16 protein-coding genes are annotated in these 12,289 nt (G+C 65.3%); 6 read left to right on the forward strand and 10 right to left on the reverse strand.

The genetic code is table 11. The features are described from left to right. Positions 1–41: 41 nt before the first annotated feature. Complete coding sequence (locus ACWF99_RS04770) at positions 42–659, reverse strand: alpha/beta hydrolase (protein ID WP_452534710.1); 618 nt, start codon at positions 657–659, stop codon at positions 42–44. Between the two features lie 327 nt (positions 660–986). Between ACWF99_RS04770 and ACWF99_RS04775 the strand changes: the two genes are divergently transcribed. Both ACWF99_RS04775 and ACWF99_RS04780 read left to right on the forward strand, forming a co-directional pair. After that, positions 987–1,520 carry a GNAT family N-acetyltransferase gene (locus ACWF99_RS04775; protein WP_452534712.1) on the forward strand — a complete coding sequence of 178 codons (534 nt, stop codon included), beginning with the start codon at positions 987–989 and terminating at the stop codon, positions 1,518–1,520. Between the two features lie 674 nt (positions 1,521–2,194). Then, complete coding sequence (locus ACWF99_RS04780) at positions 2,195–2,728, forward strand: AAA family ATPase (RefSeq protein WP_452534714.1); 534 nt, start codon at positions 2,195–2,197, stop codon at positions 2,726–2,728. Between the two features lie 34 nt (positions 2,729–2,762). Here the strand turns inward: ACWF99_RS04780 and ACWF99_RS04785 are convergent, their stop codons facing one another. After that, positions 2,763–3,167 carry a hypothetical protein gene (locus tag ACWF99_RS04785; protein ID WP_452534716.1) on the reverse strand — a complete coding sequence of 135 codons (405 nt, stop codon included), beginning with the start codon at positions 3,165–3,167 and terminating at the stop codon, positions 2,763–2,765. 319 nt (positions 3,168–3,486) lie between these two features. On the opposite strand from ACWF99_RS04785, the gene ACWF99_RS04790 reads away from it, so the two are divergent. Further along, a complete protein-coding gene (locus tag ACWF99_RS04790; protein ID WP_452534718.1) occupies positions 3,487–3,954 on the forward strand; it encodes a hypothetical protein in 468 nt (155 codons plus the stop codon). A gap of 81 nt (positions 3,955–4,035) precedes the next feature. Here ACWF99_RS04790 and ACWF99_RS04795 read toward each other — a convergent pair whose 3' ends face one another. The 5 genes from ACWF99_RS04795 to ACWF99_RS04815 form a co-directional block, all read right to left on the reverse strand. Then, positions 4,036–4,353, reverse strand: a complete 318-nt coding sequence (locus ACWF99_RS04795) for a hypothetical protein (RefSeq protein WP_452534719.1) — start codon at positions 4,351–4,353, stop codon at positions 4,036–4,038. A 359-nt stretch (positions 4,354–4,712) separates the two neighbouring features. Continuing rightward, positions 4,713–5,093 carry a hypothetical protein gene (locus tag ACWF99_RS04800; RefSeq protein ID WP_452534720.1) on the reverse strand — a complete coding sequence of 127 codons (381 nt, stop codon included), beginning with the start codon at positions 5,091–5,093 and terminating at the stop codon, positions 4,713–4,715. Between the two features lie 36 nt (positions 5,094–5,129). Next, positions 5,130–6,245 carry a protein kinase family protein gene (locus ACWF99_RS04805; RefSeq protein WP_452534721.1) on the reverse strand — a complete coding sequence of 372 codons (1,116 nt, stop codon included), beginning with the start codon at positions 6,243–6,245 and terminating at the stop codon, positions 5,130–5,132. A 153-nt stretch (positions 6,246–6,398) separates the two neighbouring features. Beyond that, complete coding sequence (locus ACWF99_RS04810; protein ID WP_452534723.1) at positions 6,399–7,322, reverse strand: quinone oxidoreductase family protein; 924 nt, start codon at positions 7,320–7,322, stop codon at positions 6,399–6,401. A 107-nt stretch (positions 7,323–7,429) separates the two neighbouring features. Continuing rightward, a complete protein-coding gene (locus tag ACWF99_RS04815) occupies positions 7,430–7,825 on the reverse strand; it encodes a MerR family transcriptional regulator (RefSeq protein ID WP_378662122.1) in 396 nt (131 codons plus the stop codon). A 268-nt stretch (positions 7,826–8,093) separates the two neighbouring features. Between ACWF99_RS04815 and ACWF99_RS04820 the strand changes: the two genes are divergently transcribed. Next, positions 8,094–8,759, forward strand: a complete 666-nt coding sequence (locus tag ACWF99_RS04820; protein WP_452534725.1) for a maleylpyruvate isomerase family mycothiol-dependent enzyme — start codon at positions 8,094–8,096, stop codon at positions 8,757–8,759. An 87-nt stretch (positions 8,760–8,846) separates the two neighbouring features. On the opposite strand, the gene ACWF99_RS04825 is transcribed toward ACWF99_RS04820, so the two are convergent. Then, on the reverse strand, positions 8,847–9,572 hold the full coding sequence (locus ACWF99_RS04825) for an SDR family oxidoreductase (RefSeq protein ID WP_378630959.1): 726 nt from the start codon (positions 9,570–9,572) through the stop codon (positions 8,847–8,849). Positions 9,573–9,677: 105 nt separating this feature from the next. Between ACWF99_RS04825 and ACWF99_RS04830 the strand changes: the two genes are divergently transcribed. Together ACWF99_RS04830 and ACWF99_RS04835 are read left to right on the forward strand one after the other, a co-directional pair. Then, positions 9,678–10,517: a LysR family transcriptional regulator gene (locus ACWF99_RS04830; protein ID WP_452534727.1), complete on the forward strand. Its 840-nt coding sequence runs from the start codon at positions 9,678–9,680 to the stop codon at positions 10,515–10,517. Positions 10,518–10,548: 31 nt separating this feature from the next. Further along, positions 10,549–10,914: a hypothetical protein gene (locus ACWF99_RS04835; RefSeq protein WP_452534729.1), complete on the forward strand. Its 366-nt coding sequence runs from the start codon at positions 10,549–10,551 to the stop codon at positions 10,912–10,914. An 18-nt stretch (positions 10,915–10,932) separates the two neighbouring features. On the opposite strand, the gene ACWF99_RS04840 is transcribed toward ACWF99_RS04835, so the two are convergent. Both ACWF99_RS04840 and ribB read right to left on the reverse strand, forming a co-directional pair. Continuing rightward, on the reverse strand, positions 10,933–11,613 hold the full coding sequence (locus tag ACWF99_RS04840) for an HAD family hydrolase (RefSeq protein WP_452534731.1): 681 nt from the start codon (positions 11,611–11,613) through the stop codon (positions 10,933–10,935). Further along, positions 11,610–12,269: a 3,4-dihydroxy-2-butanone-4-phosphate synthase gene (gene ribB / locus ACWF99_RS04845; protein ID WP_452534732.1), complete on the reverse strand. Its 660-nt coding sequence runs from the start codon at positions 12,267–12,269 to the stop codon at positions 11,610–11,612. Before ribB ends, ACWF99_RS04840 begins: the two co-directional genes overlap by 4 nt. Positions 12,270–12,289: the final 20 nt, after the last annotated feature.

Consider the following 12,289-nt stretch of genomic DNA (forward strand, 5'->3'; position numbering starts at 1 on the left):
CCAGGCTGAACCTGAACTTGGAGCAGGAGTCGCCCTTGAACTCAGCGCCTCTGCGCCAGAAGCCATTCGCGCGCAACGATTTTGTCCTCGGCGGTGATCGCATGGCCGACCGATAGCACCTGATGGGTTACCCGGGCTCCCGCACGACGCAGCTGTTCAGCCAGCTGAAGACCGTCCGCGGGTGACCGGCGGTTGTCGTGAGCACCGTCGACTATCAGAACTGGAGTGTTGTCGACGCGGTCGGCTAGATCAGGGACGAACGGGGCCAGGGGACGGAAAAGGATCGCTCCGGCCAGCAGTTCCGGATAGGTCATGAGCAGAGCTGCACCCATGATGGCGCCGTTGGAGAAACCGATTGCGACGGGGCATGTGGTGAGGTTGTAGTCAGCGCAGGCGGTTGCGATGAAACCTGCCAGCATCGGCATCCTGGCGATGATGTCGCCCGGGTCTACGCGACGGTCCGCCAAGCGATGGAAGAAGGCATACCCCTCATCCATGCTGACTGTGCCGCGGATACTCAGTTTTGGTGCCTCTGGGTCAATTTCGTCGGCTACAGGTATGAGGTCGGATTCGCTGCCGTGTGAGCCGTGAAGCAGGACGAGCGGTGATCTGCCGTCAGTGCCAGCGTGGAAGCAATGAGCGTGTGTCGATGCCGTCATCGAAACAGACCCTACGGGGTTCGAGCCGCCGGCGAACGCGCGCTCACACCCTCGGGTGACCGGCATTTGACCGTGCTCTGGGTTGGGTGCAGGTATTGGGGCTAGCTCACTGCCTGCTCGATACAGCCTGCCGTTCACGCGCATATGCTCCACAGGTCAAGGGCTGCTCACACCCAGCGGAGCCGACGCCACCGGCGCCCTCGAGGTGTGAGGGGCGCGGGATCACAGGCGAACTCAAAACAGGGCCACGCGACGACCCGGGGTCGCGGGAGCACCGACCTCGGTTTCACCAGTGCATGCGATCGAGACGGCAGAGAGTATTGGCGGGTGACGAAACTGCGGGAGTGCGGCCTGGTGGAATTCCGGCGGGCGGAGGCTGGTCAGATCGGTGACGTGCTCGAAGTGCTGGATGAGGCGGCACAGTGGCTGGCATCGCGTGGTGTGCGACAGTGGCCGACGCGATTCGATCCGGCCTGGGTGGAGCCCGCGGTCTCTCGCGGTGAGACGTGGCTGGTCACGGTCGAGGAGAAACTAGCAGCGACGGTGACTCTCGACTGGTCTGATCCGCTGTGGGCCAAGGACATTGACTGCGCCGGGTATGTGCACCGAATGGCGGTCCGGCGGTGGGCGGCAGGCATCGGCGGCCAGATCCTCGGGTGGGCAGCAGATACGACGCGGGACCACAGCCGGGGCTTGCTGCGGTTGGACTGTGTGGCCACCAACGACCAGTTGCGTGCCTACTACGAGCGGGCAGGGTTCGTCCATCGCGGCGATGCTCCAGTCGGTGGGGCTCCGGGTCAGCGGCTCGAAGGTGGATCAGTCACGGTTGTCAGCAGGTATGAGATGCCGTTGTACGAATAGCCTGCGCGCGGGTCAGACAGCTTGTGCAGCAGGCGAACAGGTGGGAATAACGGCCTGATCTCCACTGCCGGCTGCGCGTGGGTACTCGAATTCAACCCCTGCTGACTCTGGCTCATGGCACGTGGGTGGTACGGCGGGGTGTCCCTTGGTTCTCGTCAACCTGAGCGGGGACCTGGTTGTTCGTGTCGAGGTCTTTGGTGAGAATGGCCCGATGTCGGGTGTGAGGTTCGTGCGGCGCGTGGACGGGTTGACATATGAGTTCGTCCGCGATGGGGACGTGCATGGGTTCCCGTCGTATAAGCGGACCGACCTCGATATTTGGTGTCGCCGACTCCCCGGCTTCGACGAAATCCAATGTAGCCCAGTTGGCTTCGACGTCGGTCACGTGCTGATAGAAACTGACCAGCCACTGGACATCCCCGTCCGATCGGTGCGGGGCCGCTCCGGCGCATACCGGCTTGCTCCCGGAAACCGAACGCCACCGCTGACGCTGACCGACGACGAGGCGGTGGCCGTGTTACTCGGGCTCCTCCCATGAATTTCGGCGCGATCGCCTCGAAGGAGGGGGCAGCGGTCTCCAGCCTGGGCATCCTGACACCCTGGACTCCACACCTGATTTCCGCACAATTCCCTGCAGGACACAGACTAGTGGACAGACATTGGAAGGGGCAGAGTTGCGCATCGGGGTTTCCGGACCGCATGGAACCGGCAAGACAAGTTTGGTCGAAGAGCTCTGTGCACGACTAAAGCGCGGGCACACAGCAATCCAGGAACCGTACATACTACTCGAAGAGGAAGGATACGAATTCGCGTATCCGCCCGTGGCCGCAGACTATTGGGCACAGTTGCGCTACGCGATGCGCCTACTCGGTGATCCCGCACCCGCTGCGGTATACGACAGGACACCCCTCGACTTCCTCGCATATCTGGCAGCCATCGGCGTCGACGCGGAAGCCGGGATCGACGAAACCGCCCTACGCACCGCACTGGCTTCCCTCGATCTGCTGGTGATCGTTCCCATCACTGCTGAGACCGAACATGTACTACCCACACCGGAACTGACCGGGCTCCGGCGCAGCGTGAATGACGCTCTGCTGGAACTGGTTTACGTCGACGACATGCAGTTACTCGAAGACGTGCCCATCCTCGAGCTGGCCTGCCCACTTGACCAGCGCGGCCATGCGGTTCTGAACGCACTGACATACTGATCTGCCGATTCCCGTGCGATCGGTGGTGTGGGTTTCAGCTCGTACGCGAAGGCGCATCTTCCTCGCGATCCTCTCGAAAACGACCTCTCGACTGCATCAGTTCGAGTGCCGCAGCCGCGAGCGGCTTGATACGCCTAGGCCACCCCGAAGCGACGAACTCCTCATCGGACGAAATCCGAGGCGTCGCAGCGCAGGCATCAAGGAGTGCTCGCTGCACCCTGTCGAGCGCGGTCACCTCTGCCGGTGTGAACGTCGACCATTCGCGCCATAGCCACGCGCTTTCGTCGTCGATCGTGTCGAAGAACTCGTTGATGTAGTCCCCGTACCCCCATGTACGAACACCCTCGTCCCCCTCGACGAGTGTCTCCAGTGCCTCTATCGCGCGGTTTCGCAGTCGCTGCTCGACAATCCGCTCGCTCGGCCGGTCCTGGTCGCCCACGCTCGTGATGCTAGCGGCCCGACGGACTCTCATGCCGATGAGCGTCCGTCTGGGCGGCGTCACAGAAAGCCTCCACCGTTGCAGGATGGGCGAGCGCTGGATACATTGACGCCGTGATTCTTTCAACTGGGAAGGGCGTCGTGCGCCTCAGTCGGTGATCCCCCGCAGTGCCCAGTCCCCCGACGCGCGCCGTCGTGCGGGTGTCGGGTCGATCACCCGAAATCGGAAGCGCGTGCGGCGCAACCGATTGACAGCGATCAGCGAGATCGGATTCGACTATCGGCCAGGACCGCCCGGACCTACCGACGTCCCCCAGATCATGCCCCGCATCGATACCATCCCTCTGACCGATCTCATCGACACCTTCGAAATCAGCGCCGACATGGAGCCTGTGGGCGGCCGTTACGGTGGCCTCGTACCCCTGTTCGTCCCGTTCGAGTCAGCGATGGAACATTTTCACGGTTCCTCTCCCCTCACCATGGGACAGAAGACTCCCGTACTTGCTTGCAGTTGCGGGGAATTGGGCTGCTGGCAGCTACTGACGCGCATAACCTCGACCGGTGACCTTGTCGTCTGGGATCACTTCGAACAGCCGTATCGCACCACTCGTGACTGCGCCGCATTCGGCCCATTTCTGTTCGACCGCAATCAGTACGACAAAGCCGTCCAGGGCCTCGACGCCGCGATCGCCGCCCCTGTTCCAACGTCTCGACCTCGGAATGAGCAATCGCGGGAGGATTCTCGAAACGTCGACTGGGGCAAACGCACTCAACTGCTGAGCGAGTGATCCGAGTGCTGGGACCGTCAAGCCTCGCAACCATCAGACGGTGAATTCGGAGAGTGTGATGGTCGGTTTGCCAGGTGGTGCTCATCCAGCTTGCCTGGCAGCCCCACCATCTCCGCGCCGCCGAGCCCTGTCAGGGTCGATGTAGAGCCGAACACCCTTGTACACCACCGTGTTCGGCGAATCGTCGTCGTTGTCCGGGTCGCCGGAGTCCGCGGGATCAGGCAGTTCCGCGATCTCCTCGATGACGATCTGTGCTCGCGCCGCACCGGGATCGAACATCTCCTGAAATGGCCCGACGAAGGACCCTCCCAGGCCGCGGTGCTTCGCCCGAACAGCCGCCCATCCCAACAGTGCCAACGGACCGACGGTGGCGATCAGCAGTACCAAGTCCCCACCCATGCCCACGAGCGTACCGATGAGGTCATTCACTCCGCTCGGGACGTAATTCGGTGCCAGCGGTTGCCCTGCCCGCCCGTGGTGATGAAACCTCTCGGGCGCCGGCCGCCCAGGCGGAAGCCTCCGACATCGATGAGTCGGCCGAATCATTCGCGATGCTGTCGCGGTTCCTCACCGACCACAATCTGACAGCGCACCTCGCCGCCGCGGAGGCTGATTTCCAGGGCGCTGGATCCACAACGAGTCATGAGGTGACCACCAGATACGGATTCAGCGACGACCTTCTCGATGCCGCGCTGGCTGTACGCGCACACGTCGGGCGCCTCAACGACGTCATTCACGCGACCGTCATCGCGCGCGTGCTAACCGCCCTCTTGGAAGACGGAGAGGTAGTCGTCCAGCGGCCCTCTCTGGGAGCGGGAAATGACCCGTCGCGACCATTCGATCTGGAGACAGACCGTCGAATAGCCGAATTCAAGGTCGCACAGTGGAAAGGTGCCGACACGATGCGCAAGCGCGGTGTCGTCGCCGACCTGGTTCACTTGGCGCTCGATGAAAGCGGCAGGCGTGCTCAGCTTTTCGTTGTCGGTGCGCTGCCCATCAGGTTCCTGACAACATCCAAGTCGACGATCGCGTGGGCACTCGCTCGATCGTCTCCCCACACCAGAGCCCGGTTCGAGCAACGCTTCGGACCCGCAACCGATTTCACCATCGCGGATTTCACTCGCGTGCACGGCCGACACATCGAGTTGGTCGACCTCGCCACACTCGTCCCGTCGTTAGCACTTCCGCCCGAGCTGATCTGACGACGGGAGCGGCTGAACGAGCGCCGAAGTCCGGTCGTCCAGCAGGCGGCGGATCTCATCGTCCGGGTACGGGGTGCTCCGGCTCGTCTGCTGGAACGCAAGCATGAACGCGGACATCGCCGCAGCGACCGGCGCCTGCCGGGTGAGAACCGCGGCGGCGCCCTCGGGGATGCCCTCCGGCGGCGCACCCGCCGCGATGGCGCGCACCATCTCGGCGCGTTCAGCCCGGTCGTCCCGCCGGAGCCCGTACAGAGCGGTGAGCAGCCAGTTCACCAGATAGGTGGCGGTGAAGCCGCAGTCATAGCTCTGGTTCCGGTCGAAGAACGCGGCTTCCTGCGGCGAGAGGTCGAACCCGGAGGAGAGCGCGAGGCCGTAATCTGCGAAGTAGAGGCGTCGACCGTCGGTCAGGATGTTCTGGAAGTGCGCGTCGAGGTGCAGGAGCCCACGACTGTTCATGAATGCGGTGGCGGCGGCCAACTCCCGTTCCACCATGGCGCAGGCCCGGTCGGTGGCCTGATCGCCCGCCTCGATCTGGGCATTCAGCCACTCGTGCAGGGTCTGCGGAATGTACTCCAGGAACAGCGCGATGCTCGCCGAAGAGTCCCGGATGGCCTCGATCCGGTGACGTATCTGAGGTCGGCCATCCCAGTAGGCGACGGCGCGATCGATGTCGGCGAGCTCGGCCGACAGCGGCGTCGTGTCCGGCAGCACCCGCCAGTGGTACATCAGCGGGAACCCCTCGCGTTCGGCAGCGAGCGCCCAGTTCGTCGTCATGGTGTGCACGGCGAGCTCACGCCAAGCCCCGAAGCCCGTCCCACCGATGAGGCCGACGCCGTAGTGGTGGAACAACGGCACATCGAACAGATTCGCCGTGGACCGGACGTGCTCCGGCTGCCGTTCCAGATCGGTGAGCGGCACTCGCTTCACGAAAACCGGAGTTCCGGCGATCTCCAGCAGCGCCGACTTTCCGCCGATACCGGAACCGATCGGCACGGCCGCATCCACGAGCTCGCCCAACGCATGATCGCTGTGCAGTGCCAAGGCAGTAGAGACGGCGCCGTGGACGCGCAGGCGCTCCGTGCGCGACATGTCAAGGGGTGCCGCAGCATCGCGGGACTCTCGGCCACGTATCACCACGTTCGCCCCTCCCCCAGCCGCACTCGCAATCAACAGTCAGCCTATCGCGATCTCAACCTGCCGAAACTCTGAGCAGAACGTTCACTCAGCTCGGCCGGGCACTTCTCATGTCACCTTGATGACGACCTTGCCCGAGGTGTGACCGTTCTCGACGGTGGCGAGGGCTGCCGGGGCGTCGGAGAGCGGATGGACCGCGGTGATCACGGGTGCGAGGACTCCGTCGAGGGCCAGCCGGGCGGAGCGCTCCAGGTTCTCGCGGTCAAGGCGGCGCTCGATGAAACGCCCACCGAGATCGGGCACAGACATATCACCCACCGCGATGATGTTGCGGGGATCGCGGGCCAGTGGCGCGACCGTCCGGAGCGAGGTGCCTCCGACCAGATCGACGATCCCGTCGAAGCCGTCCGGAACCAGCTCGCGCGCCGCGGCGACGACGTTCTCGGCGGCGTAGTCGATGAACCGCACCCCGATGGCTTCAGCGTGCTCGCGCTTGGCAGTGCTGCCGGTGCCGATCACACGCAGCTCGCGCCCGATGGCCAGCCGGGCGACGGCGAGGCCGACTCCACCCCCGACCCCGTTGACCAGGACCGTGGTACCGGCCGGGAGGTCGAGCTGGTCGAGCGCATCCACCGCGGTCGTCCCGGCCACCGGCAGCGTTGCCGCCACGGTCGCGGACAGGCCCGCCGGGATGCGCGCGGTGTTCGGCGCGGACAGCACCGTCGTCTCGGCGTAGGTGCCGCCACCGGTGAGTGCGAAGCCGAAGACCGCATCACCCACCTCGAGCCCTTCGACGTCCGCGCCCCGGGCGAGAACGATTCCGGCAGCCTCCATGCCCAGCACGCGGGGAAACGGACGCCCGCCGTCGAGCCCGGGGACCAGACCCGAGCGCACAAGGTGGTCAAGGGGATTCACGCCGGCGACGTCGACCCGGATCAGCACCTCGCCGCGACCGGGAACGGGATCGAGACGATCGAAGAACTCCTGCACCTCGGGCCCGCCATGCCTGCCGAAACCCCACGCCTGCCCCATTGTCTGCCGCCTCTCGACATACCGGCCCAGGTGATTCCGGGCTCTGTTGCCATCCTCACCCCTCACACCGATGTAAGAGGCAACCGATTGAGGTGCAGGTCACAGCGTCAGGCCGACCGCGCCACCGGTTCGGCGGCCGTGGACAGCTCCGCCCGGTGCCGGCTGTTGGCCCTGATCAGCGCATCGAGCGCATCTCGGGTCTCGGTCAGGTGCGCGATATCGGCGTCGATCCGGTCGCGCTCGCGCGTCATCGTCGCGAACGTCTCCTCGGCGATACCCAGGTCACCGGGGACGTCCACACATGGCAGCACGGTCGCGATCACCCGGCTGGACATACCCGCGTCGAACAGCTGCCGGATGAGCGACACACGCTGGACCTCGGCATCGGAATAGTGACGCTGCCCGGTGTCGGAGCGTGAGCTGGTCAGCAGGCCCTGCGCTTCGTAGTACCGCAGTGAGCGCGGACTCACGCCCGTGCGCTTGGACAGCTCGCCGATCCGCATCCTGAGAGGCTACGCCGGTGTGTTCCGGGCCGAAGGGCTCCGATGTCCTGCCAGGCCTGCTTCATTCATCACAGAACCCGGCGTGACCAACCAACTCGAAAACCTCGGCATGGCCACATGACATTCACAACGCATGCACCGATGAGTCTGCGCAGGTGCCGGCGTCTGCACTACAGAAGACGAAGCGGCTCAGCGCGGCCGGTTCGCCGCACACTGTGAGGTGCGCAGTGCATCGCACCCGTAGGCGACTGAGTGTTGGAGGTACCTCGTGTCGGACGCCCTAGGCCGTGACGCCCTCTGGGCGATGGCCCACGCCGAACGCGCCGCCCTGGCCGACGATCTCGCCGGCTTGGACGACCAGCAGTGGGGACGGCCATCGCTGTGTGGGGACTGGGTGGTCGAGGAGGTCGTCGCGCACCTCACCGCAGCGGCGAGCACCGGACGGCTGCGCTGGCTGTCCAGCGTCCTGGGTGCCCGCTTCGACTTCGACAAGCACAACAACCGGCGTCTCGCCGAGCACCGTGGGAGTACTCCCGCCGAAACCCTCGAACGGTTCCGGGCAGTCGTCACCAGCACCACTGCGGCTCCAGGACCCACGGCAGCCTGGCTCGGTGAAGTCGTCGTCCACGCACAAGACATCCGGCGTCCCCTCGGACTGCCGCGCACACCGTCGACGGAAGCCGCTACCGAAGTCGCGCGTTTCTACGCCGGACGTGACTTCACGGTTGCCGGCCGCAGCAATGCCGAGGGCCTGCGATTGGAGGCGACCGACGGATCATTTGCTGCCGGGGCCGGCCCTGTGGTCAGCGGGACCACCATCGCGCTGACTATGGCGATGGCCGACAGAGCTGCGTACTGCGATGACCTTGCCGGGCCCGGGGTGCCGCTGCTGCGCGAGCGCGTGACCGCTCGATCCGGTACCCGCAGCGGATGATCCTGCCCTCCTCCTCCGGGGCCGCGCCTGTCACGACCGTGCGGTAAACAGTGATCGCTGGAAGGGCCCGGACGCGCCGTGGGCCTGTCACCAAGGCACTGTTCCGGCATCGTCGAAGAATCCGCCGGTCGGTCCGTCGTCGGGCAGAGTCGCGAGGTGAATCGCGATCGCCGCGCCCTGTGCTGGTGTGCGGACGCCTCGCAAACCGTTGAGATCGGTGGCGGTGAAACCTGGGCAGCCGGAGTTGATCAGGATGTTGGTCTCGCTCAGTTCCTTGACGTATTGGATGGTGACGGCGTTGAGGAAGGTCTTCGACGCCGAGTAGGCAGTGGGAATCGGACCCATGTCGATGCCGGGGGTGGTCTGCAGGGCGAGCGAGCCCACGCTGCTGGACATGTTGACGATTCGCGGTGCTGCCGAGCGGCGCAGCATGGGCAGCATCGCGTTGGTGACCCGGATGACGCCGATCACGTTGGTTTCCACGACAGCTCGCACGGTAGCGGGATCGACCGTGGTGGGTGTCTGTGGCACGCTGCCGGTGATCGCGGCATTGTTGACCAGGACGTCGAGTCCTCCGGCATGGTCGGCGATCAGCTCGGCCGCGGCGACGACACTCGCGTCGTCGTCCACGTCGAGCGGGACTCCGAACGCATCGATTCCGGCCGCGCGCAGCTTCTCCACCGCGGTGTCGCGGCGGTGTCGATCTCTCGCGCCCACACCGATTCGCCAGTCGAGGGCGCCCAGGCCCGCCGCTATCTCGAATCCGATTCCTTTGTTCGCGCCGGTCACCAGCGCGATTGTCCGTTCACTCATGCCGTCGACAATGCTGCGGACACGGGTGGGGCGTCCAAGACCGATCGAGTGCGCGTCAATACCGCGCGGGTATTGGTCGTGGTGAGCGCCGGATACGATGGCCCGGTGGAGACGCGGGAGTTGCGATACTTCGTCGCCGTCGCCGAGGAGTTGCACTTCGGGCGGGCGGCACAACGGCTCGCGATGGCGCAACCACCGCTGTCGAGGGCGATCCAGCAACTGGAACGGCGGCTCGGAGTCGTTCTGCTGCACCGCACTACCCGCGCGATCACGCTGACCCCGGCCGGAGCGGTGCTGCTGCGGGAGGCCCGGCTCGCGATCGAAGCGGTCGAAGCCGCCGAGCGCCGCACCCGTCGCGCCGCTGCCGATCGGCCCGGTGTGGTGCTGGCGACCAAGGCAGGAGCGTCCAGCGAACTGTTGTCGAAGCTGCTGAACGCCTACGCCGCCGACCCCTGCGCCGTCACGGTCGAGGTGGTGCTGTGCGGGCCCGGCGAACCGGAAAGCCTGCTACGCAACGGGAGTGCCGACGTCGCTCTGCTCCACCGGCCATACGACACGACAGCCGGATTCGATACCGAGGACCTGCACACCGAACAGCAGATCATGGTCCTGCCCGCGGGGCACGCCCTCGCCGACCGCACTCACCTGTCGATGGCCGAGGTCAACGCCCTGACGGACCTGCCCCTGCCGCGATGGCCCCGACCCGATGGAAGCTATCCGGACGGCCCCGGCCCACAAGTTCGTGACCATACCCAGTTGACCCAGCTGATCACACTCGGTCGGGCCTGCGCGGTCATGCCCGAATCGCTCCGAGCCCAGCTACGCCACGAGCACGCCATCGTGGCGGTACTGGACGCACCGGCCGTCACAACCGTCATCGCCTGGCCACCCCACAGCCGATCAAAAGCCGTCGCCGACCTCGTCCGCACAGCGACAAGCCTCTAACAGTCCAACTGCGGACCGATACGCTGTTGCAGTGAAGGAGATGCTGGGAAGCGGTGATGGCTGTGAACTGCCTGCCATCGCTGTCTATTGGCTCAGCGACGATCCGCAACCGGGCATCGTGCTGGTCGAGTTGGTCGATGTACACGACCGACCTCACCAATTGGTCGCTAAGACCGCCTACTTCGGCGGGGAACTCCTTCCCACATCGGCCTATCCATGCCCCACCACTATCCAGTGCACGATCGAGGACATCGACGACGACATAGCTACCGTCAGCACACGGTGGTTATCCGGCGGCCCCGACGATGTGCCGTTCGTCTTCGACGTACGACTGGACACCCTCGGCCCAACCGACCACCTACCGCCGCCCACGTGTCCGGTCGTGCATCAGCAGTAGGAGCAAACCTGATTCGGATCAGCGGGTGATCGTGCTGGCCGATTCGGTGAGGATGCTGGTCAGCCACCGCTGGGCGTGGTCGTGGTCAGGTGCCAGATATTCGGCTAGTTTCGCTTCGCTCGGAGACAGCGTGGGCGCCCAGCTCGGAATCGCCAGCACCCGCATCCCTGCCGCATGCGCTGACCGAATACCCGCTACCGAATCCTCTACTGCCACACATGCATTCGGGTCGACTGTCAGCAGGGCGGCCGCATGCAACCAGGGCTGTGGGTGGGGCTTGGTTTGCGCCTGGTCCTCACGAGCGACCACGACCTGCAGGGATCGGCGCAGCCCGAGATGATCGAGGGTGGCTGCGACGAACCGGCGCGGAGAAGCCGACACCACACCGGTCGCTGCGCGGTTCGTGACCGCCGCCAACAACGCGTCCACCCCCGGGAGCAACTCGATGTGACCGGCTTCGACCTGGTCGATCATCGCCTCCACGCACTCGGCGATGACCTGATCGACGGCATCGATACCGCACACCCGGGCCAGGTGCTGGGCCCAGTCACCGTGCCCGTGGGTACGGTGCCGGTCGGCATCGGTCCAGAGATGGCCGTGACCGGCGGCGTATTGCGCCCAGCAGCGGTCCCAGGGCTCCATGGTCGCCGCGAGAGTCCCGTCCAGATCGAACAGGACGGCCTCGACGTAGTTGCTCATGCGGGAACGGGCGGCGTGGTTCCGGTGGCGGCGATGAGCTGATCGATCGAAATCAGCTTCAGCTCATGGGAATCGGCGAAGGCACGCAGTGCGGGCAAACGCATCACCGTCCCGTCGTCGTGACAGACCTCGCTGATCGCCGCCACCGGTGACAAGCCGGCCAGACGCATCAACTCCACCCCCGCTTCGGTGTGGCCTTGCCGCGCCGCGAGCCCGTCGGGGTGCGCTCGCAGTGGGAATACGTGGCCCGGCCGTTGCAGGTCTTCTGCCCGGGTAGCCGGGTCCGCCAGTGCGCGCAGGGTAGTAGCTCGGTCGGCCGCGCAGATGCCGGACACCACGCCCGCTCTCGCATCGACGGTCACGGTGAACGCGGTCTGCTTGCAGTCCTGGTTCACCGCGGTCATCAGCGGCAACCCGAGTAGCTCGGCCCGCTCGACCGACATCGGCGCGCACACCACTCCTCCGGTGTAGCGAATGAAGAACCCGAGCGTTTCGGGCGTGGCCAGTTCGGCGGCCATGATCAAGTCGCCCTCGTTCTCACGGTGCTCGTCGTCGACCACGATCACTGGTCGGCCTGCGGTGATTTCGCTGATCGCGTCATCGAGTTCGTCGAAGAGATTCGCTCGGTCCTGTGTGCTCGCTGAAACGGTCATCATTGGCCTTCCTGTCCAGGTCA

Source organism: Nocardia sp. NPDC055002 (assembly GCF_053608825.1).